Genomic DNA, 21356 nt, shown 5'->3' with positions numbered 1-21356 from the left:
TTGCGTCGCTCGGCTCCCCCGATCCGGCGATGCAAATTTGAGTATGAGACTCCACTATAAAATTGACTCTAAAAGTCAACTATAAGCAGTTCATTAAATTAGCTCTCAATGATATTGCGCTGCGGCTTGCGATTTTTCTGCAACAGATGGGCGCTGCGGCGTGCCCTTTGGCGTCAGCGATTGCGAAATTGCGGCGGGCGCTTTTCGGCACTGGTAGAGATGCTGATGAAGCTGACTGCCCCGGAACAGCAAGCGCTTCGAGGGCAGGTTGAGCCCTCAAAGCATGAGTGGGACGCTTATCGCGCCAGACCTGCATCCTTCAGGAACTTGACCGATGGCATGATCTTGTTCTTGTCGCGCAGTTCGAGGATCAGGCGCGGATTGCTTTCGAGTTCAGCCAGAGCCGCGAAAACGCCATGCCAGCGGATGGTGCCTTCGCCGATGCCCCAATGACGATCCGCATGGCCGTCCGCGTCCTGCAAATGAACATGCTGCAGGCGGTTGCCCGCACGACGGATGAAGTAATCGACCGGATGCGCGCCCAGCGAACCATAGGTGAAATGGGCATGGCCGGTATCGACCGAAACGGCGACCGATGACGACTGGAAGCTGTCGGCGAGCAGGCAGCGGGCATCGGTATCGATATCCTCGATATTTTCGATCACCAGCGTGCAGCCGATTTCTTCGGCGCGGTTGACGACCGGCGCCAGCGTTTCATGGGCGTAGTCGATGATCTGCTGGCCGCTTTCGACAAAATTGTCGAGATTGTTATAGGTCCAGAAATTATAAGGGCTGTGGATCACCATCTGCGTGGCGCCGATGAATTCGCAAACCTCCAGTCCCTGAAGATAGCGCTGGGTGACGATCTTGCGAATGTCTTCGTCCTGATTGGAGAAGTTGAGACCCCAGAATGGACCATGAATGCCGAGGCGGCCCTTATAACCGTTGAGCAGAGTCTTGATGCGGCTTGCAGGCGTCTTCCAGTCGGCCTTCAGGAGAGCGACATGGACAAAATCCTGGATCTCCAGATCGCGGTTTTCCGACAGGATGAAATCGAGATTTTCTTCGAGATAGGACAGCGGCACGGCTGCGCCGAGAAGCGGCAGGTCGGACATAATCAATTTCCTGGATTGACCGGATGGCATGGGATGAAAGCGGTCCTGCCTCGCCTCCGGACTAAAGTGCAGGCAGAACCGTACTTGTATCGCCTTTCAGGCTGCTGCTTCAGCCAGCGCCAGACGCGACGCGATCACCAGATCGGGGCTGTCGGAGGTGATGTAGGCAACATCGCGCTCCATCCAGCGGTCGATCAGCGCGCGGTCGTTGAGCGTCCAGACGCCAAGGCGGTCATCGGGAAACAGCGACGTGATGCGGTCAAATTCGGCTTCGAACAATTCGTGATGCACGCCAACATAACGGACCAGAGGTTCCACGCTGCGGAAGAAATTTTCCAGCCCGCCATTGCGTTCCACCCATTGCGCGTTGAGCGAAATCAGCCGGTCGATTTCTGGCGCAACTTCCGCACAGCGTTCGACGACACTGCGGTCGAAGGAGTGCAGCACCACATGGTCGCCAATATTGCGGGCGCGGATGATTTCGACGGCCTTTTCCACGAGGCCTTCATAGGGCTTACCGTCGGCATCGGATTTTAGCTCGATATAGAGATGCACGTCCGGGCGCGTTGCGAGAACGTCCAGCACTTCCTCAAAGGTCGGGATGTGATCGCTTGTGACGGTGCCCTGTTCGTTTTTCAGTCGGACAGCACGGCGACCGGCATCGTCGAGCGCGCGCACATTGCCGGAACCGGTGGTGGTGCGGTCGAGCGATGCGTCATGAATGACGAGTATCTGCCCCGCATCGCTCAGGTGAAGATCGAACTCGACGCTGTCGATTTCGAGAGCCAGAACGTTGCGAAAGCCGGTGAGCGAGTTTTCCGCCCACAGATTGCGCGCGCCGCGATGGGCCATGATCTTTTTCATGTCTGTATGTCCTAATGAACGGTTGGGTCGAGCTTGTCGCGAAGCCAGTCCCCGAGAAGAGAAATCGAAAGTGTGGTGAGAACGATCACCAGCGCCGGAGCCAGCATTATCCATGGCGCGCGTGTCAGATATTCGCGCGCGAACCCAACCATGTTGCCGAGCGATGATTCCGGCGGCTGAACGCCGAGACCAAGGAAGGAAAGGCCGGATTCCATCAGGATGATTTCCGGGAATGTCAGCGTCATCGAGACGATCAGCGTCGAGGCGACATTGGGCAGGATGTGGCGGAAATAAACGCGGAACGGTGTTGCGCCAAGCTGCACCACGGCGCTGGCATAGCCCTGCGCTCCGGCGGAAATGGCAAGGCCGCGCGCGATGCGGGCATAACGCTCCCAGCCGTAGAAACCCATCAGGCCGATCAGCAGCGGCATGGAATTGCCGAAGAAGGCGAGCACTGCAAGCGCCAGAACCATAAAGGGCAGGGCGGCCTGAAAATCGGCCAGCATCAACACGATATGTTCGACCCAGCCGCGAAAGCGGGCGGCAAGAAAACCCAGTAAGGTGCCGAAGACGGCAGAAAGGATCGTCGCGCCAAAGGCGATGACCAGCGACACGCGGATCGACTGTATCAGCCGCGAATAGACATCGCGGCCCAACTCGTCGGTGCCGAGCCAGTGTCCCGGTGATCCCACCGGAACAAGCCGCGCCATCAGGTCCATCTTGGTGATGGAATAGGGCCGCAGATAATCCGCGAAGATCACGACGAACAGCATCAGCGCGAGCCAGAAACAGGCAAAGGCGACGCTCATCGGCATGGAGGTGCGTAGGCGAGTGATGAGCGCGGGCGCCTTGACGGCGGGGGCAGGGATAAGGGCGGTATCGGTCATGGCCTTCCTCAATGCGCGGCTTTGGTGCGCAGGCGCGGGTCGAGAACGCCATAGAGCACATCGACAACAAGATTGGAGATCACCATGCAGCTCGCGATAATCAGCAGCAGGCATTGCACCACGGCGAGGTCGCGATTGGCGACTGAGACCACCAGAAGGCGACCAATGCCGGGCCATGAGAAGATTGTTTCGACCACCACCGCCCCGGCGATGAGCGCGCCCACCATGAAGCCCACGATGGTGACAATCGGCACGGACGCATTGGGCAAAGCGTGTTTCCACACCACATCGCTCCAGCTGATGCCTTTGGCCGATGCCGTGCGGATATAAGGCTGTCCCAGCACTTCGATCATGGCCGAGCGTGAGAAGCGCGCCAGAATGGCCGTGCCACCAATTGCGATGGTGAGGGTTGGCAGAATACCGTGGACCCACGTATCGCTGCCGCCGGACGGCAATACGCCGAGCTGTACCGAGAAGATCAGCACCAGCACGAGGCCAAGCACGAAAGATGGCACGGTGAAGCCGAGGATCGAAAGGGTGATGACGCCACGGTCAGCGATGCCCTGACGGTGCAGCGCGGCATAGACACCTGCCGGAATGCCTAGGCAAAGCTTGATGATCAGCGCCGGAATGGTGATCTGGAGCGTGGCAGGCACACGTTGCAGCACCAGATCGATAGCCGGCGCCTTGTCGCGCATCGAGATGCCGAAATCGAAGCTCAATATGCCTTTGAGATAGGACAGATATTGCAGCCAGATGGGATCATCGAGACCCCAGGCCTTGCGGAAGGCATCGATGGATTCCTGCGGCGCATCGGGACCAAGCATGATCTGCGCCGGATCGCCAGACAGGCGCAGCACCACGAAGGCAAAGGTCATCACCAGAAAGACGGTGATCAGCGCACGGATGAGGCGGGAGGCGATGAAAGTAAGCATGGGTGCCTCACGCAGCACTTTTTGCCGGCTCAACGAAGTGACAAGCCGTGCGCCGGTCAAAGCCGGTCGATTCCAGATCGGGCATCGTTGTCGGGCATTGAAAGCCCGCCACCGGACACCGGGGATGAAACACGCAGCCGCTCGGGCGGTTTGCGGGGTTTGGCGGTTCACCTTTGAGGATCATGCGCTGGTTGAATTTCTTGCCCGGAATGGGAACCGAAGACACCAGCGCCTTCGTATAGGGGTGCTGCGGTGTTTCGAAAATCACGCCCGAGCTGGCCTCTTCAACGATCTTGCCGAGATACATGACGGCGACGCGGTCGCAGATGTTGCGCACGACTTTCAGGTCGTGGCTGATGAACACCATGGCGATGCCGTGTTTTTCTTGCAGGTCGCGCAGCAGATTGACCACCTGCGCCTGAATGGAAACATCAAGTGCGGAAACCGGCTCGTCGCAGACAAGCAGCCTTGGGCTGGTCGCAAGGGCGCGGGCGATGATGACGCGCTGGCGCTGGCCGCCGGATAGTTCATGCGGATAGCGTTCGCCCTGATCGCGGCGCAGTCCAACGGATTGCATCAGCTCGCCGACACGTTCTTTGAGTTCCGCGCCGGAGGCGATCCCGTGAATTTGCAGCGGTTCGCCGATCTGTGTCGCGATCGGCAGGCGGCGATCTAGTGCCGCCAGCGGGTCCTGAAAAACAAGCTGCATTTGTGCCCGCAGTTTGCGCCAGTCGGCTGTGTGGCGGCGTGGCAATGGCTTGCCGTCGAACAGAACCTGACCTTCGGTGGCGTCGTCTATGCCGAGCAGCATGCGTCCAAGCGTGGACTTGCCGCAGCCGGATTCACCGACAATGCCAAGGGTCTCTCCGGGCCGGACACGCAGGCTGACACCATACACCGCCTTGACCGGATCGGCCTTTTTGAAAAGGCCGTCGCTTCGGTAAACCCGAACCAGATTGTTTGCTTCAAGCAGGAAACTCATGCCAAAGCCCCTTCCGTCGGGATAGTACGGCTGTGATAGAGATGCGATGTCGCGCTTTCGCTATGGGGGTGGAAACAGGCCACCTTCTGGCCGTTGCGCATCTGCAAATCGGGAATTGCGCTCGTGCATGCTTCGCTGGTTTGCGAACAGCGGGGCGCGAAGGCGCAGCCTATCGGCAGATTGCGCGGGTCGGGTACAGTGCCGGGAATGGCGCGCAGGCGCTCACGTCCGCCGTCGAGGCGCGGGATGGCTTCGAACAAGCCGCGCGTATAGGGATGCTGCGGCCTGTCGAACAAGTCGACGGTCGGGCCGCTTTCAACGATGCGCCCGGCATACATGACGCAGACGCGTTCGCAAATCTGGCTGACCGCGCCGAGATCATGGCTGATGAAAACCACCGCCATGCCGGTTTCGCGGCGAATCTGATCCAGAAGATCAAGGATCTGCGCCTGAATCGTCACATCAAGCGCGGTGGTCGGCTCGTCGGCGATGAGTACATCGGGCTGACCGGCCAGCGCGATGGCGATCATCAGCCGCTGGCACTGCCCGCCGGAAAACTCGTGTGGATAGAGATTGAAACGACGGGCCGCATCGGGAATGCCGACGCGTTCCATCAGCTGGATGGCTTCGCTGCGCGCTGCCGTGTCTTTCAGTCCGCGATGTAGCGCCAGCGATTCAACGATCTGATGGCCGACTTTCTTGACGGGATTGAGCGACGAACTCGGGTCCTGAAAGATCATGGCGATGCGCCCGCCGCGAACGCTTTCCTTGACGGAGCGGGCGGAGCCGACCAGTTCCTGACCGTCGACCTTAACCGAACCTGACACAGAAGCCTTGCCGGGGAGAAGCCCAAGCGCGGCAAGCCAGGTTACGGATTTTCCGCAGCCGGATTCTCCGACGAGGCCGAGCGTCTCGCCACGGTCTACATCGAGATCGATCCCGTGCAGAACCTGCACGCCGCTGAAAGAGACCTTCAAGTCCAGGATGGAGACGAATGCCACGGGCGGCACCTTTTCATTGAGAGTAAGAAGGCTGGCATAGTGAAATGCCAGCCTTGGTCAGTGGATCAGACGTTCCAGTTGGTGGAACGGAAATCCATCGCGAATGCCGGTGCGGCTTTCCAGTTCAGTTCCTTCTTCATGCCGGTGAAGACGGCATTCTGATGCAGAACATTGTAGGCCGGGTCTTCCCGCTCGCAGATTTCCAGCATGCGCTTGATGGCCTTCTTGCGCTGGTCGCGGTCGGTGGATGTTTCCATGATGACCGACAGCTTGTTGACCTCGTCGTTCGACCAGTCCTTCTTCTGCTGCGCTTCGCCATTCGGGCCGAACTGGACCACCAACGGGGTGATCGGATCGTTGATGTTGTTGGATGCCGACCAGTCGCGGACGCCCTTGACGCCTTCCGGGTCGTGAACCTGCGCCCAGTTTTCCTTCATCTCGATTTCGACATTGAGGCCCACCTGCTTCCACATTTCCACCAGAACTTGCGCCGTTGGCGTCTGGTTGGTGTAGTAGTTGTTCAGCAGACGGTAGGGGATGGCGTCGCCCTTGTAATTGGCCTGCTTGAGCAGATCGCGTGCCAGTTCCGGGTCGAATTTCGGCGGCTGCCAGTCGTCGATGAACATATCGGAGGTGCGGAAGCTCTCAAACTGCATGCCAGCCGGTACGACCGTCTGTCCGGCCCACAGCGCATCCACAATCGCCTGACGATCGATCGAATGGGTCATGGCGCGGCGCACGAGCGGATTGCGCAGGATTTCGTTCTGCGTGTTGAAAACCGTGATGCGGTGGTTCCAGATGGTCGAGCTCTGGATTTCGAGGCCCGGATTGGCAGTAACAGTGCTGATCTGGTCTGGCGGCAGGTCGCAGGCAAAATCATACTGGCCGGAGATAAGGCCGTTCACGCGGCTTGCAACTTCCGGCACTTCGACAAAGCGGATCTGCTGCAGCGGCGGCTGTCCGCCCCAATATTCGTCATGGGCTTCAAGAACGAGTTCCACATCCGGCTTATAATCGGCAACCTTGTAAGGTCCGGTCGTGACCGGCTTGCGTGCCCATTCGGCATAAGACTTGGATTCATCCCAGGCGCGCTTGTTCGCGATCTGCGAGCCGAAGGCATAGAGACGGCCTTCCAGCGTCACATCCGGCGTCGCATTGTGGAAACGGACGGTATATTTGTCGACAGCTTCGACACCGCGCAGCGCAGGCCAGAGACGGCGCGAAATGCCCGGAATGGCGGCGGGCAATTCCTTGGCCGTCTGCGGTTTGAAATTGGCTTCGTAAAGCGTCTTGCCGCCAGCAGGCTCGGTGCCTGCAAAAAGGCGCTCGTCGGAGAAGGAGAAGACCACGTCTTCGGCGGTCAGCTCATCGCCATTGTGAAATTTCACGCCCTGACGCAGCTTCAGTTCGATGGTCTTGTCGTCCAGACGCTTCCATTCCGTGGCAAGGCCCGGAACCGGACCCTGATTGCCCATCCAGTCGCGCAGGATCAGGCCTTCCCACAGGTTCGGGAAGAACACGCGCTCGCCGACATTCGATTGTTCATTCCAGATATCGAGCGTGTTGTTGTTGGTGATCTTCTGAACCGCGACGGTGACCGAGCGGCGCTGATTGGCGCGGACGACCCCCGGCATGATGAACGTGCCAGCGGCAGCGCCCATGAGACCCAAAGCGTGACGACGGTTGATAAGCATGTTTTCCCCGTTCCGTAGCGGCCACGGAAATCCGCTGGCCAGACTAAAACTGAGGGCGGGGAATAGGCCTCAAATGTAACAGGCTTTTCTCAGTTTATTGAAGCTTTCTTGACGCTGTTGTGTGTATGTCAATACAAAAGCATATATATCTAGTTGTATATCGAATTTATTGCTTATTTATACGTGTGAAATCTTTTGTTGCAGGATAGCGATTTATCGGGCCGCACATGGCCATGCTAAATTTTTTTCATCCCCGCTTTCCGCCGATCATGACCTGCCGTACCTTTCGCCTGCAATCTGATTTGATCCGCGGGGTGCGCAAGCAGTGTTGACGTCCATCGATACCGGCAATCTGGAAAAACTCGCTTCGCAGCGCGTCAACGGCGTTGGCGGGCTGACCGTCCATTTCAAGGATGGGCGGTCCCGCATTTCCCGGCTTTATCAGGAAGGCGCGGCCAAAATCCGCATGCCGCAAGTGGCGCGTGACCCGCTGGAAGCGATCCTGATCAACACCTCCGGCGGACTGACCGGCGGCGACCGGCTGCGCTGGGATGTGGAATTGCAGGAAGGTGCTTCCGCCGTCATCACAACGCAGGCCTGCGAGCGCATTTATCGCTCCGGCGGCGGCGATGCGCGCATCGCTACACGCATCAAGGCTGCAAAAGGCACGCGTCTTGCATGGCTCCCGCAGGAAACCATTTTGTTCAACCGTTCCGCGCTGTCGCGGGGGCTGGATGTCGAGATGGAGGAAGGCGCGGACGTGCTGCTGGTGGAGGCGACTGTTTTCGGGCGGCTCGCCATGGGTGAGGCGGTCGAACAGGCATCGTTCAGTGATCGCTGGCGGGTGCGGCTTGGCGGGCGTCTGGTTCATGCGGAAGAGTTCCGCCTTGGGCCTGATGTTGCCGCTGAATTGCGGGCGAGAGCGGTTGCCGATGGGGGGCTTGCCGTTGCCACTGTGCTGCTGGTTTCGGATCAGGCCGAACGGCAACTGGGGGCCGCACGCGCGATCATCGGCGGAGAGGGCGGCGCCAGCGTCTGGCAGGTCGGCGGCGCCTCGAAGCTCGCGGCGCGGCTTTATGCGCCGGACAGTTATGCCTTGCGCAAGCGCCTTGTTCCTTTGCTGGCGCTGCTCAATGGAAAGGCAGGGCTGCCCAAAGTTTGGTCAATTTGAATTCGCGGCCATCGTGTCGCTTTTGGTGAGAAGGGTCGAAACAAGTCATGAATTTGACGCCCAGAGAAAAAGACAAGCTGTTGATTGCCATGGCGGCGATGGTTGCCCGCCGCCGTCTGGAACGCGGTGTGAAGCTCAATCATCCGGAAGCCATCGCCTTGATCAGCGATTTTGTTGTTGAAGGCGCGCGTGACGGACGCACCGTCGCCGATCTGATGGAAGCAGGCGCGCATGTCATCAGCCGGGAACAGGTGATGGCGGGCGTTGCCGAGATGATCCATGACATTCAGGTCGAAGCGACATTTCCCGATGGCACCAAGCTTGTCACGGTACATGAGCCGATCCGCTGATTTTGAAATCTAATTTTTGAAAAGGTGCACGATGAAGAAGATGACGGTCCTGACGGCAGCAGCGTTTGCGCTCATTGCAAACCCTGCCTTTGCCCACCTCAATCCCGCCGAACACGGCTCGTTTGCCGCCGGTTTCTCGCATCCGTTTTTCGGTGCGGATCATATTCTGGCGATGGTCGCCATCGGTCTCTGGGCGGCGATGCAGGGCGGGCGCGCGCTTTTCATCGTGCCTGCGGCTTTTGTCGGCGTCATGCTTCTGGGCTTCATGGCGGCGCTTCTCGGTATGCCGCTGCCATTCGTCGAGCCGGTCATTCTGGCCTCGGTGGTCGTGCTTGGTTTTCTCGTTGCACTGGCGCTGCCGGTCTCGCCGCTTGTCGGCGCGGTGATTGCGGGTTTCTTCGCTTTTTTTCATGGTCATGCGCATGGCGGTGAAATCGGCGCTGCGACCTTCTTCAGTTATGCGGCAGGCTTTGCGCTGGCGACGGCTCTGCTCCACGCAGCGGGTATCGCGTTTGGTCTTGGCATCGGGCGTCTGGTGTCGGGCCCGAGCGGACGCCTCGCCCTGCGGGTTGCCGGTGGCGCGACCGCGCTTGGCGGACTGATGCTGATCGCTGGTTGAGGTGCACCATGATACCCGGCGAAATCTTCACAGTTGATGGCGAAATTGAGCTCAATGCGGGGCAGCCCACGATCACGATCAAGGTTGCCAATACCGGCGACCGACCGATCCAGGTTGGCAGCCATTATCATTTCTACGAGGCGAATGCGGCACTTGCATTCGACCGCGAGAAGGCACGCGGTTGCAGGCTCGATATAGCGGCGGGAACCGCCGTGCGTTTCGAGCCGGGACAGGAACGCGACGTGACGCTGGTTCCGCTTGGCGGCAAGCGTGAGGTCTATGGGTTCCGCCAGAAAATCATGGGTAAGCTTTAATTCAGAGCCAGAGCACATCCCGAAAGGTGTGAAACGGTTTTCGGACGAGATGTGCGTCAAAACAAAGAGCGCCGACGGAGAATTTCATGCCAGCTAAAATCAGTCGCGCCACCTATGCGCAGATGTTTGGCCCCACCACTGGCGACAAGCTTCGCCTTGCCGATACGGAACTTATCATCGAGGTCGAACACGATCTCACCACCTATGGCGAGGAGGTCAAGTTCGGCGGCGGCAAGGTTATCCGTGACGGGATGGGCCAGAGCCAGCTCCCGCGGGCGCAAGGGGCGGTCGACACGGTCATCACCAATGCGCTCATTCTGGATCACACCGGCATCTACAAGGCAGATATCGGGTTGCGCGACGGGCGCATTGCAGGCATCGGCAAAGCAGGCAATCCTGATACGCAGCCGGGCGTCACGATCATTATCGGCCCGGGCACCGAAATCATTGCGGGCGAGGGCAAGATCGTCACGGCGGGCGGCATCGATTCGCATATTCACTTTATCTCGCCGCAACAGGTGGATGAGGCGCTGAATGCCGGCATCACCTGTATGGTGGGGGGCGGCACCGGCCCCGCGCATGGCACGCTGGCGACAACCTGCACGCCCGGACCGTGGCATATTGCGCGGCTGATCGAATCCTTCGACGGCATGGCGATGAATTTCGGCGTCTTCGGCAAAGGCAATGCCTCATTGCCGGGCGCGCTGGAGGAAATGGTGCTGGCAGGGGCTTGCGGCCTCAAGCTGCATGAAGATTGGGGCACGACGCCTGCGGCTATCGACAATTGCCTTTCCGTGGCCGACCATTTTGACGTGCAGGTGGCGATCCACACCGATACGCTCAATGAAAGCGGCTTTGTGGAAGACACGCTGAATGCCTTCAAGGGACGCACCATCCACTCCTTCCACACCGAAGGTGCGGGCGGCGGCCACGCGCCGGATATTATCCGCGTCTGCCAATATCCCAATGTTCTGCCCGCATCGACCAACCCGACGCGGCCTTATACGATCAATACGGTGGCCGAGCATCTCGACATGCTGATGGTCTGTCATCACCTCTCCCCCGCCATTCCCGAAGATATCGCCTTTGCCGAAAGCCGCATCCGCAAGGAGACCATCGCGGCTGAAGATATTCTGCACGACATGGGCGCGTTTTCGATTATCTCGTCCGACAGTCAGGCCATGGGCCGCGTCGGCGAAATGATCATCCGCTGTTGGCAGACGGCGGACAAGATGAAGCGCCAGCGCGGCAGTCTGCCCGATGACAGACCGGGCAATGACAATTACCGCGCCCGACGCTATGTGGCGAAGTATACCATCAATCCGGCCATCGCCCATGGCATGTCGCATGAGATCGGCTCGATTGAAGTTGGAAAGCGCGCCGATCTGGTGTTGTGGAACCCGGCTTTCTTCGGCGTCAAGCCGGATATGGTGCTGCTGGGCGGCTGGATCGCAACGGCTCCGATGGGCGATCCCAATGGGTCTATCCCCACGCCGCAGCCGATGCATTATCGCCCGATGTTCGGTTCTTTTGGCAAGGCGCGCACCAATACCTCAATCACTTTTGTTTCGCAGGCGGCAATCGACGGTGGGCTGCGTGAGAAAATTGGAGTGGACAAGCAGATGGCTGCGGTCATCAATACGCGTGGCGGCATTGGCAAGCAGTCGATGATCCTCAACAATGCGATGCCGCAAATGGAAGTCGACCCGGAAACCTATGAAGTGCGCGCCGATGGCGAGCTTCTGACATGCGAACCGGTTGACGTGGTGCCGATGGCGCAGCGTTATTTCCTGTTCTGAGATTTGAGGTGGAACATGTTTCGAGCAACAAACATCATCCGCGCGCATGAAGTGATCGACGCTGTTCCGGCGGCGCATGCCGTGCTGGAGCGTGACGAACGCCATCTGCGCCGCAAGGCTATCACGCTCGATAGCGGCGAGAAGGTGCTTGCCGATTTTCCGGAGCCGGTGGTGCTGGAACATGGCGACCGGATTGTTCTCGACGACGGGCGGGAGATCGAGATCCGCGCCGCCAGCGAAGAGCTTTACGAAATCCACGGTCGCGACCAGTTGCATATCGCTGAGCTTGCATGGCATATCGGCAACCGGCATCTGGCGGCGCAGATTGAGGCGGACCGCATCTTCATTCTGCGTGACCATGTGATCAAGGCGATGCTGGAAGGTCTGGGCGCAACCGTGACCGATGTGGTGGCGATTTTCAGCCCGTTGCGCGGCGCTTATTCAGGTGGCCATTCGCATCATGACCACGGCGGGCATAGTCACGGACATGACCACGCACATGGTCACGATCACGGCCACGAGCATGACCATCACCACCACCATCACGACTGACCCCAACACCGCCCTCCTGCGGCTGATGGCGTGGCTGTCGCCGGTGTTTCCGGTTGGCTCGTTCAGCTATAGCCACGGGCTGGAGCAGGCGGTGCATGATGGCTTCGTCACCGATGCGGACGCATTGAAGGACTGGCTGCGCTGGCTCGTCACACGCGGTTCCGGCTGGAATGATGCGGTCTTATGCGCTGAAAGCTGGCGGCGAGCGATGGCGGGTGAGGATTTGCGGGAAGTGGCCGATCTGGCGGAGGCGCTGGCCGGTTCGCGGGAACGGCATATGGAAACCACGCTGCAAGGCGGTGCCTTCCTGTCGGCGGCGCGCAGCTGGCCGTCTCCAGTCTTCGATCAACTGCCGGTCGATTGCGCCTATCCGGTGGCCGTCGGGGCCGTGGCCGCCGCGCATGGTGTTCCGCTCGGCTCGACGCTGGCAGCCTTCTTGCAAGCCTTCTGCATCAATCTGTTGCAGGCATCTATCCGCCTGTCGGTAACAGGACAAAGCGGCGTGACCACTACCATGGCGGCGCTGGAAACCACGCTGGCGGAAACCGCCATGCGCGCAGGACAGTCTGGTCTGGACGGCCTTGGCTCGGCGACATTTATCGCCGACATTATGGCCATGAAACACGAAACACAGCATTCGAGGCTTTTTCGCTCATGACACAGAAAAACGGACCGCTCAGAATTGGTATCGGTGGGCCGGTTGGCTCCGGCAAGACGACGCTGACCGAAAAGCTCTGCAAGGCGCTGCGCGACACATATTCGGTCGCCGTCATCACCAACGATATCTACACGCAGGAAGATGCCTATATTCTGGCGCGCCACCAGGCGCTGTCCGAGGACCGTATCATGGGCGTGGAAACCGGCGGTTGTCCTCATACGGCAATTCGTGAGGATGCGTCGATCAACCTGCAGGCTATCGCCGAAATGAACCGGCGCTTCCCTGATCTGGATATCGTGTTCATCGAATCCGGCGGCGATAATCTGGCGGCGACCTTCTCTCCCGATCTGGCCGATCTGACGCTTTATGTCATTTCCGTCTGTCAGGGTGAGGAAATTCCGCGCAAGGGTGGGCCGGGCATCACGCGTTCAGATTTTCTGGTCATCAACAAGAGCGACCTTGCACCCTATGTCCGCGTCGATCTGGAGGTGATGGAAGGTGACGCGGCACGCATGCGCGGCAAGCGTCCGTTCGGCTTTACCGATCTGCATCGCGGCGAGGGTGTGCAGGCGGTGATCGATTTCATCGTCGAAAATGGCGGGCTGGATATTCGCGCCGCCTGATAAACGGCGTTTCGTTAGAGCGGTTCCGGTTAAAATGGAATCGGGGAACCGCTCTATCTATTTGTTTTTACGCATTATCCTACGCAAAACCGCTACGCACTTTTGCTGGAAATGCTCTATATCCGAACCAGCGGCGTATCCTCATCGAACAGGTCGGAGAGGTTGTGCAGCGGGTCGTTGAGCGACCGCTTGCGGATGGTCAGCAACGTATTCAGCCCGTTTGCAATGCGCCTTGCATAGCCGAGATCGTTGAGAAGCGAGCTCAGCTGCAAGCCGCTGACTTTTTCCTGCCTGTTCGCTTCGAAAAGCTTCGCGCCGAAATCCCGCTCGAAGTCTTTGACCTTCTCGGTAAAAGTCTGCTGGTGGATATCCCAATTGTCGCTTGCTGCGTCGGCGCGGCTCAAAACGCGCACTTCATGCAGCACATTGACCAGATGTTCGCGCAGCTCGACATAGGCGTCGCGCACGGGTGAATTGGTCTGCCGGAGATAGAAGCCGAGATTCTTCTGGAGATGCTTGGCATCCTTGACGATTTCCGCCATTTGCAGCGCGATGATCTGGGCGGTCATCCAGAAATTCTGCTGGTCCTTGTCGTTCCCCGGATCGACCTTGCCGATGAAACTCAATATGTCACCATAGACGCCTTTGATGTAGAGCCGGTAGAGCAGGTCGGCATCCACATAATCGGCATCGGGCGCGGCGCGCATAACGGCGTCGTCATGCTTGGCACGGTTGATCTCGCTGATCGGCAGATAAAGCGCGTGGCAGATCACCTCCACGCTCAAGCGCCCGAGATGCTGCAATTCATGCACCAGCGCCAGAGCCGCCGTTTCCGGCGAGCTGAGCGCCGTCTTGTCGAGATAACGGGCGCGCAGCGCATTGTCCGGCAGGTCCGGTGTGCCCGCCGGGATGAGAACGCGCGGTTCCGGCCTGTCGGGCAGCATACGTTCGAGAAACCGCGTGAAGGGAACCAGTGCGGGCCAGAAGATCAACACGCCTAGAATGTTGAATTCGCTGTTGAAGATCGCAAGCTGGATGAGCTGGTTGTCGCCGACGCCCATTGCCTCCGACAGCCACACGGCAAGGCGAACAAGCACCCACATCAGGACAAGTGAAATGCACGCGGTGACGACATTGAAAATCACATGCGCCAGCGCCAGCCTTTGGCCGCTGCGGTTGCCACCGAGCGCACCGGCAATGCCGGTGGTGACACTGCTGCCGACATTGGCCCCGATGGCAATCGCCGCCGATTGCCAGAGATCGACCTGCCCGAGACCAAGTGCTGTCAGCGTCAGCATCAGGGTCGCATGGGTTGATTGCAGCAGCAGGGTCAACACAAGGCCGATGCCAGCGAAAATGACCTGACCAAGCCAGCCATCGATCCTGTATTGCGCGAGATCGAAATTCTCGGTGACAACGGAAAAGCCCTGCTTGATGCCGTCAATGCCAAGAAAGATGAAGGCGATGCCGAGCAGAATGCGCCCGATAGCCTTGATCTTCGGTCCGAAGAAACTCGCCAACACGCCGAACACCATCAGCGGCAGCGCCAGCGACGACAGGCTGAAATTCTGCCCGGCCAGCGACAGCAACCATATGCCGGTTGCGGAACCAAGATTTGCGCCGAAGATGATGGATATGCCCGCGGCCAGTGAAATCAGGCCGGTGGTGATGAAGGCGATGGTCATCAGCGAAACGAGCGTGCTCGATTGCATCACCGTCGCGCCGACCAGCCCGACCAGCAGACTTTTCCACGAGGTCGAGGTGCCGCGCGCCAGCATGCGCTCCAGTGCGCTGCCTGCCAGATTGCGCAAGCCGTCTTCAAGGCACTGCATCCCGAACAGGAAGATTGCAAGTCCGGCGCAGAGCGTCAACCAGCTTTCGTTGAGCCAGAAACTATAGCCGAGGACGGCGACCAGTATCAGGCCAAGAAAGCGCGCCGCCTTCTGCCCCATTCCATTTTCCGACGACACAAGCGCTGCCATGGTTGCTGTCTTTGTTTCCTTCGTGCGGGGATGTTTTGGGATTGCAATCAGTCGGTCAGATTTTTCGCGCCTTCGGATGAAGTATTGCTTGATGATAAGCAGCTCGTTCTGAAAGCGCTATCCGGAAATTTCGATCCGGGAAATCTGTTTGCTATGGGCACCCTGCCGGAGTGAAATTCGTTTCACCTGAATTAATTTGAATTGCAAAGCAAATTAATTCGTGCTTTATTGTCCCTATGCAATCCAGTTCGTCTTCTCCTCGGTCCCAATTCGGGATTCGCTTCTCGTTGCTTGCCCGACGCTGGCGGCGCGCGCTTGATACGCGCCTTGCTGAAGCGGGGCTTTCCGATGCCACCTGGGTTCCGTTGATCCATCTTCAGACCACCGGCGGCGGCGTGACGCAGAAGGAACTCGCCGCTCTGGTCGGGATCGACGGATCAAGCCTTGTGCGGCTTCTGGATATTCTGTCCCGTCAGGAACTGGTCGAGCGCCGGGTCGATGAAAACGACAACCGCGCGCGGTTGATCTTCCTTACGCCCAAAGGTGAGCAGCGCGTGGCCGAAATCCGGCGCGAACTGGCCAAAGGCGAGGAAGATATGCTGGCGGACATTTCCGATGCGGATCTGGCCACCATGCTTGACCATTTTGACTCTATCGAGCAGCGCCTCGCGGCCAAGCCGCTGAGACGCTCACAGGAAACCGGAGAATGAGTACCGAAACGTCTACGATGACATCGGCCCGCAGGCTGGATGCCGCGCGCCAGCTTTTGAAGCCGCAACAGTTTCGGGAAAGCGTCGCGCTTTCGCGGCAGCCTTCCATTCGCAATTCGTCGCTCGCTGGCCTTCAGTCAGCGGCCACGGCGGTCATCGCTTTGCCGCTGGTCTATCTTTCGCCCTGGTCGCATCTGATCGGCTTTGCTTCGCTTGGCGCTCTGGTCGCCCTGTTTGGGCGCTTCGCACCACAGGCACGCCGCAACCGCGTTGTGCTTCTGTGCGCCATCTGCCAGACGCTGGCCGTGCTCAGCATGTCGCTTGTCGCCGCAGCGGGTGCGCCGCTGGCTGTACAGCTTATGCTTCTCGCCGTTCTGTGTGGCGTGTTCTGTTTTGTGACCACCACCGGAAAATTCGGCCCTCCCGGAGCGTTGATCTTCATTTTTGCCGCCGGGGCGTCGATGAGCCAGTCGGTTACGGTACATCAGACGGCGGAACGCACCGCCGCCACTGCGCTGGTCGCGATACTGGCCTTTCTGGTCTGTGTGCTGACGGAGTATTTCCGCCATCAGGCAAGCCCAGAAAAGCCTTTCCCTTCGGAAGCGTTGCGACCAATTCGTCACCGGCTGATCGCTGCGGTGCGCGTCGCTTTTGGCGCGGGTGTAGCGGCGTTTGCCGCCTATGCGATGGACGTCGCGCACCCTGCCTGGGCGGCAATGGGCGCTGTTGCCGTAATGCAGGGCGCGCATCTGCATATCAATATGAACCGTGCCTTGCAGCGCATGGTGGGCACCCTTTTGGGTGCGGTCGTCGCGTGGATGATCCTGACGCAAGCACCGTCCATTTGGACGCTGATCGCGATACTGGGGCTCCTGCAATTTGCAACCGAAGTGATTATCGGTTCCAATTATGCGCTGGGGCAAATCCTCGTGACGCCGATGGCGCTGCTGATGACCTATATCGCTGCGCCGGGTCTGAATGGGGCCGATATGGTGTCGGAACGGGTTCTCGACACATTGCTCGGGGCTGCTATCGGCATTGTCTTTTCCGTGTTGTTTTCAACGCAGGACGACCGCGTCTATCTGGCCGAACATCACATAAAAAGAACGCAGCGCTGACGGCGCTGCGAGCGGATTAATTCCATTCGTTTTATAGAAAATAGAAAATGCTTTCTCTATTTGCGATGAGAAGGCAGTCAGCACCTTTGAACGCCAGTGCGTAGCGTGACACCATTCCGTTACGTTTGATCCGGTCGACCGGAGAGGCGATGACGGCAATAAACGATGGTGACAAGCATGGGCGAAAAAGCGTTGAGATTGGTGGAAGATACGGCGGATATCGCTGTTTCACCCGATGAGCTTAAGGCTGCAATGCGGCAGCTCGCTGGCGGCGTCAGCGTTGTCACCGCAGGCTTCGGCGACGGGCGCACTGGCGCGACTGTCACCTCGGCGACCGCGCTTTCGGTCGATCCGCCAACGATCATCGTCAACATCAATCGCGGTTCGTCGGTCTGGCCCGCCATCAACCGCCACAATCATTTCTGCGTCAATGTGCTGTCGGCGGCCCAACAAACGGTTGCGGATCGGTTTGCCGGTAAGGACGGTATCAAGGGTGTTGCGCGCTATGCCGGCGCCGAATGGTACACGCTGGAAAGCGGCGCGCTGGCGCTGACGGGCGCACTGGCCGCAGTCGATTGTGCCGTGGAAGACGTCATCGAGCGGCACACCCATGCCATCATTATCGGTCGTGTTTTGAAAATCGTAGCGGGCGGCGGCGAGCCGCTTGTCTATCACAATGGCGGCTACCGGCTGCTAGACCTGTTGTCAGGCGCTTAACCTGGCCCATTCTGGCGCTGTGCTGTCATCTTCGAGGCCACCGTTACGCGCGAATTGTTCCAGTGTCATCGTGTCGAGAACGCCAGCAATGGCTTCGCGCACGAGCAGCATCGAACGGCGCACCTGACAGGCGCGGTGGTCTTCACAGTCTTCGCATGGCTGATAGGCCATGCGGCTTGCGCAGCGGATCGGTGCGAGCGGGCCGTCGAGAACGCGGACAACCTGACCAATCGTGACCTCGGTTGCTGGTTTGGAAAGGCTGTAGCCGCCGCCGGGGCCCTTCTTGGAACGCAATATGCCGTCATTGCGCAGTTCCAGAAGAATGGCGTCGAGAAATTTCTTGGAGATATTGTTCTTGGAAGCAATCTCGGCGACGAACGCGCTTTCGCCGGGTTCAAGCAAGGCAAGATGCGCCAGTGCTTTCAAACCATATTTGCCCTTCTTCGTCAGCATGGACACTCCACCGATAATCGCCAATGGTTGGTTGCGCATGCTTTTGCATGAAATCGAGCGAATAGATAGTCTATTTACAGGTAATAGACCCCGATCCGTTTGCCGCCGATAATCTCAACCGAGATATCCATGTCGTAAATGTCGCTTAGAATTTCCGGATGGATCAGTTCGTCCGGCGTGCCCTGATGCGCGACCTTGCCGTTGCGCATGGCGACGATGTGGTCGGAATAGCAGGAGGCGAAGTTGATGTCGTGCAACACCAGCACGACCGTCTTGCCAAGCTCATCGGCAGCGCGGCGCAACAACTTCATCATCGATGCCGCATGCTTCATATCCAGATTGTTCAGCGGTTCATCGAGAAGCACATAGTCCGTATCCTGACAAAGCACCATGGCCACGAAGGCGCGCTGGCGCTGGCCGCCGGACAATTCATCGAGAAAGCGATCGCTTAAGCTTTCAAGGCCAAGATACTGGATCGCCTGTTCGATATGCTTGCGGTCTTCGCTGTTCGGTCGCCCCTTGGAATAGGGATAGCGCCCGAATGCCACCAGATCCCGCACGGTCAGTCGTGAATTGATGGCGTTTTCCTGCCTCAGTATGGAGAGGCGCTTTGCCAGCACATCGCCCGAGGTGGTGGTGACATCCAGACCGTCCACGGTCACGCGGCCTTTGTCCATCGGCAAAAGGCGGCTGACCATGGAAAGCAGCGTTGATTTGCCCGCGCCATTGGGGCCGATGATCGATGTTACGCCGCCCGCGGGCAGGTGCAGGGACACGTCATCGACGACAAGAGCGCCGCCATAGGATTTGCTGACTTGGCTTATTTCGATCAACGTGCATTTCCCCTGACAAGAAGGATAATGAAGACGAGACCGCCCAGGAATTCGATGATGACGCTGAGCGCGGTATTGAAGGCAAAGGCCCGTTCGAGAATGGTCTGGCCGCCGACAATGCAGATGGTGGCCAGCAGGACGGCAATCGGCAGGACGACGCGATGTTTCCCCGAGCCTGCCAGCATGTAGGCGAGATTGGCCACCAAAAGGCCGAAGAAGGTGATCGGTCCGACAAGGGCGGTCGAAACCGCGACAAGCACCGTTACCATCAGCAGGATGAGCCGCACCACGCGGCGGTGATCGACACCGAGATTGATGGCAGGCTCGCGTCCAAGCGCCAGTACGTCAAAGACATGCATCAGCCGCCAGCCATAAAGCGATACGGCGGCGACGATGATCGCCGAGAGCGTCAGAATATCGGCGTTGATCGTGTTGAAGCTGGCAAAAAAACGATCCTGCAACACCGCGAAGAGATCGGGATCGAGCATACGCTGCATGAGATTGGACAGGCTGCGGAAGAACACGCCGCAAATAATGCCGACCAGCATCACCAGATGCAGGCTGCGCGCCGCGCCCGAAAACAGCCAGTAATAGAGTGAACCTGCAAACAGCACCATCACCAGCGTTTCGGTGACAAAGCGCATGTTCGGTCCAATCCAGTCGACCTGCACCGCGCCGAAGAAGAACACCACAACGGTCTGGATCAGAATATAGAGCGCATCGAAGCCCATGATGGAGGGCGTGAGGATGCGATTATTGGTGACGGTTTGAAACAGCACGGTCGATACCGCGATTGAATAGGCCACCAGCACCATGGCGGCGAGTTTGGTGCCGCGGAAGGACAGGATGAACGACCAGCTGCCCTTCGCGCCGATTGTCATGAAGGCAATGGCGGCGAGTAGCGCGATCGCGCCGAGAAGCGGAATGAGGATAGCGGGGCGTTTAAGCAAGGCGTGAACCCCGCCGCAACAGGAGGTAAAGGAAGATGACGCTGCCCACGACGCCCATCATCGTGCCGATGGGAATTTCATAGGGAAAGCGGATCAGACGCCCGGCAATATCGCAGGCGAGCACCAAACCCGCGCCGAGAACGGCGATCCATGGCAAGGCGCGGCGCATATTGTCGCCGACGAACATGCTGACGACATTGGGCACGATCAGGCCAAGAAACGGGATCATGCCGACGGTGACGACGACCGACGCGCTGACCATCGATACGATGATGAGGCCGAGCGTCACCACACGGCGATAATTGAGACCGAGATTGGTGGTGAAATCCTCGCCCAGCCCCGCGACGGTAAACCGGTCGGCGGCGATATAGGCGACGACGGTGAGCGCGAAGGCGATCCACAGCAATTCGTAGCGTCCGCGCAGCACGCCGGAAAAGTCGCCGGTCGTCCACGAATTCAGCGATTGCAACAGATCGAAGCGGTAGGCGATGAAGGTCGTGATGGCGCTGACAACGCCGCCGAGCATGATGCCGACCAGCGGCACGACCAGCACGGAGCGAAGCGGGATGCTGCGCAGGATACGCAGAAACAGCGCCGTTCCCGCCACTGCGGTGACGGAGGCAACCAGCATCTTGACGAAGACGGGCGCTTCCGGCGCAAAGAGAATAACCAGAAGAATGCCGAGACTGGCGGATTCGACCGTTCCCGCCGTCGAGGGCTCGACGAAACGGTTGCGGGTCAGCATCTGCATGATCATGCCGGCAACGGCCATCGACATACCCGCCAGCACAATGGCGATGGTGCGCGGAATGCGGCTGACAAGCAGCAGTTCAAGCGCGCTGCCGGGGCTGCCATCCACGCTTTCACGGGAATAGAAAAGCGCATGCAGTGAGACGTCGCCGACCCCGATAAACAGGCTGATGACAGCCAGCACGGCGACAACAACTATAGCTGCAGCTAGTCCCTTCACGCTTTATCCTGTTCTCTTGCCTTGTCATGCATCGGGCTGTCCGGCATGGCGGACAGCCC

The 21356-nt window shown here is 58.9% G+C and carries 23 protein-coding genes; 11 read left to right on the top strand and 12 right to left on the bottom strand.

The window, feature by feature from the left end; genetic code table 11:
* Positions 1 to 296 precede the first annotated feature (296 nt).
* From QLQ11_RS16195 to QLQ11_RS16165, 7 genes are all read right to left on the bottom strand, one after another.
* On the bottom strand, positions 297 to 1115 hold the full coding sequence (locus tag QLQ11_RS16195; protein WP_109366961.1) for a sugar phosphate isomerase/epimerase: 819 nt from the start codon (positions 1113 to 1115) through the stop codon (positions 297 to 299).
* Positions 1116 to 1211: 96 nt separating this feature from the next.
* Positions 1212 to 1979: a glycerophosphodiester phosphodiesterase family protein gene (locus QLQ11_RS16190; RefSeq protein ID WP_109366962.1), complete on the bottom strand. Its 768-nt coding sequence runs from the start codon at positions 1977 to 1979 to the stop codon at positions 1212 to 1214.
* A gap of 11 nt (positions 1980 to 1990) precedes the next feature.
* Positions 1991 to 2866 (bottom strand): ABC transporter permease, encoded by an 876-nt coding sequence (locus tag QLQ11_RS16185; RefSeq protein WP_283736224.1) that lies wholly within the window; start codon positions 2864 to 2866, stop codon positions 1991 to 1993.
* An 8-nt stretch (positions 2867 to 2874) separates the two neighbouring features.
* Positions 2875 to 3801 carry an ABC transporter permease gene (locus QLQ11_RS16180; protein ID WP_109366964.1) on the bottom strand — a complete coding sequence of 309 codons (927 nt, stop codon included), beginning with the start codon at positions 3799 to 3801 and terminating at the stop codon, positions 2875 to 2877.
* Between the two features lie 7 nt (positions 3802 to 3808).
* On the bottom strand, positions 3809 to 4783 hold the full coding sequence (locus QLQ11_RS16175) for an ABC transporter ATP-binding protein (protein ID WP_109366965.1): 975 nt from the start codon (positions 4781 to 4783) through the stop codon (positions 3809 to 3811).
* On the bottom strand, positions 4780 to 5784 hold the full coding sequence (locus QLQ11_RS16170; RefSeq protein ID WP_109366966.1) for an ABC transporter ATP-binding protein: 1005 nt from the start codon (positions 5782 to 5784) through the stop codon (positions 4780 to 4782). The genes QLQ11_RS16175 and QLQ11_RS16170 overlap by 4 nt, the downstream gene beginning before the upstream one ends.
* Before the next feature lie 65 nt (positions 5785 to 5849).
* Positions 5850 to 7478, bottom strand: coding sequence for an ABC transporter substrate-binding protein (locus QLQ11_RS16165; protein WP_109366967.1), 1629 nt, complete (start codon positions 7476 to 7478; stop codon positions 5850 to 5852).
* A 328-nt stretch (positions 7479 to 7806) separates the two neighbouring features.
* Here QLQ11_RS16165 and QLQ11_RS16160 point away from each other — a divergent pair, with 328 nt between their 5' ends.
* The 8 genes from QLQ11_RS16160 to ureG all read left to right on the top strand — a co-directional run bounded on the left by QLQ11_RS16160 (position 7807) and on the right by ureG (position 13564).
* Positions 7807 to 8649 (top strand): urease accessory protein UreD, encoded by an 843-nt coding sequence (locus tag QLQ11_RS16160; RefSeq protein WP_109366968.1) that lies wholly within the window; start codon positions 7807 to 7809, stop codon positions 8647 to 8649.
* Positions 8650 to 8696: 47 nt separating this feature from the next.
* Positions 8697 to 8999: an urease subunit gamma gene (locus QLQ11_RS16155; protein WP_109366969.1), complete on the top strand. Its 303-nt coding sequence runs from the start codon at positions 8697 to 8699 to the stop codon at positions 8997 to 8999.
* Between the two features lie 31 nt (positions 9000 to 9030).
* Positions 9031 to 9618, top strand: coding sequence for a HupE/UreJ family protein (locus tag QLQ11_RS16150; protein WP_109366970.1), 588 nt, complete (start codon positions 9031 to 9033; stop codon positions 9616 to 9618).
* Positions 9619 to 9626: 8 nt separating this feature from the next.
* Positions 9627 to 9932, top strand: a complete 306-nt coding sequence (locus QLQ11_RS16145; RefSeq protein WP_109366971.1) for an urease subunit beta — start codon at positions 9627 to 9629, stop codon at positions 9930 to 9932.
* Between the two features lie 86 nt (positions 9933 to 10018).
* Positions 10019 to 11731 (top strand): urease subunit alpha, encoded by a 1713-nt coding sequence (gene ureC, locus QLQ11_RS16140; protein WP_109366972.1) that lies wholly within the window; start codon positions 10019 to 10021, stop codon positions 11729 to 11731.
* Between the two features lie 15 nt (positions 11732 to 11746).
* Positions 11747 to 12283: an urease accessory protein UreE gene (gene ureE / locus QLQ11_RS16135; protein ID WP_109366973.1), complete on the top strand. Its 537-nt coding sequence runs from the start codon at positions 11747 to 11749 to the stop codon at positions 12281 to 12283.
* Complete coding sequence (locus QLQ11_RS16130; RefSeq protein ID WP_109367946.1) at positions 12255 to 12941, top strand: urease accessory protein UreF; 687 nt, start codon at positions 12255 to 12257, stop codon at positions 12939 to 12941. The genes ureE and QLQ11_RS16130 overlap by 29 nt, the downstream gene beginning before the upstream one ends.
* A complete protein-coding gene (gene ureG, locus QLQ11_RS16125) occupies positions 12938 to 13564 on the top strand; it encodes an urease accessory protein UreG (RefSeq protein WP_109366974.1) in 627 nt (208 codons plus the stop codon). The genes QLQ11_RS16130 and ureG overlap by 4 nt, the downstream gene beginning before the upstream one ends.
* 116 nt (positions 13565 to 13680) lie before the next feature.
* Here the strand turns inward: ureG and QLQ11_RS16120 are convergent, their stop codons facing one another.
* The gene (locus tag QLQ11_RS16120; RefSeq protein WP_209446018.1) at positions 13681 to 15546 is read right to left on the bottom strand and encodes a Na/Pi cotransporter family protein; all 1866 of its coding nucleotides are present in this window, start codon (positions 15544 to 15546) and stop codon (positions 13681 to 13683) included.
* A 287-nt stretch (positions 15547 to 15833) separates the two neighbouring features.
* Here QLQ11_RS16120 and QLQ11_RS16115 point away from each other — a divergent pair, with 287 nt between their 5' ends.
* The 3 genes from QLQ11_RS16115 (at position 15834) to QLQ11_RS16105 (ending at position 18091) form a co-directional block, all read left to right on the top strand.
* Positions 15834 to 16256 (top strand): MarR family winged helix-turn-helix transcriptional regulator, encoded by a 423-nt coding sequence (locus QLQ11_RS16115; protein WP_235859049.1) that lies wholly within the window; start codon positions 15834 to 15836, stop codon positions 16254 to 16256.
* Positions 16253 to 17374 (top strand): FUSC family protein, encoded by a 1122-nt coding sequence (locus tag QLQ11_RS16110; protein ID WP_109366977.1) that lies wholly within the window; start codon positions 16253 to 16255, stop codon positions 17372 to 17374. The genes QLQ11_RS16115 and QLQ11_RS16110 overlap by 4 nt, the downstream gene beginning before the upstream one ends.
* A gap of 177 nt (positions 17375 to 17551) precedes the next feature.
* Positions 17552 to 18091, top strand: coding sequence for a flavin reductase family protein (locus tag QLQ11_RS16105; RefSeq protein ID WP_244597120.1), 540 nt, complete (start codon positions 17552 to 17554; stop codon positions 18089 to 18091).
* On the opposite strand, the gene QLQ11_RS16100 is transcribed toward QLQ11_RS16105, so the two are convergent.
* The 4 genes from QLQ11_RS16100 to QLQ11_RS16085 form a co-directional block, all read right to left on the bottom strand.
* Positions 18080 to 18544: an Rrf2 family transcriptional regulator gene (locus tag QLQ11_RS16100; RefSeq protein ID WP_109367947.1), complete on the bottom strand. Its 465-nt coding sequence runs from the start codon at positions 18542 to 18544 to the stop codon at positions 18080 to 18082. The two genes, QLQ11_RS16105 and QLQ11_RS16100, sit on opposite strands and share 12 nt — an antisense overlap.
* Before the next feature lie 74 nt (positions 18545 to 18618).
* Complete coding sequence (locus tag QLQ11_RS16095; RefSeq protein WP_109366979.1) at positions 18619 to 19377, bottom strand: ABC transporter ATP-binding protein; 759 nt, start codon at positions 19375 to 19377, stop codon at positions 18619 to 18621.
* Positions 19374 to 20327 carry an iron chelate uptake ABC transporter family permease subunit gene (locus QLQ11_RS16090; protein ID WP_124915326.1) on the bottom strand — a complete coding sequence of 318 codons (954 nt, stop codon included), beginning with the start codon at positions 20325 to 20327 and terminating at the stop codon, positions 19374 to 19376. The genes QLQ11_RS16095 and QLQ11_RS16090 overlap by 4 nt, the downstream gene beginning before the upstream one ends.
* Positions 20320 to 21297 (bottom strand): ABC transporter permease, encoded by a 978-nt coding sequence (locus tag QLQ11_RS16085; protein ID WP_109366981.1) that lies wholly within the window; start codon positions 21295 to 21297, stop codon positions 20320 to 20322. The genes QLQ11_RS16090 and QLQ11_RS16085 overlap by 8 nt, the downstream gene beginning before the upstream one ends.
* Between the last annotated feature and the right edge of the window lie 59 nt (positions 21298 to 21356).

Origin of the sequence: Ochrobactrum sp. SSR (genome assembly GCF_030067775.1) — a bacterium.
Taxonomy (GTDB): domain Bacteria; phylum Pseudomonadota; class Alphaproteobacteria; order Rhizobiales; family Rhizobiaceae; genus Brucella; species Brucella teleogrylli.
The sequence above is the reverse complement of the archived record's forward strand: the minus strand, read 5'-3'. Positions and strand labels throughout refer to the sequence as shown.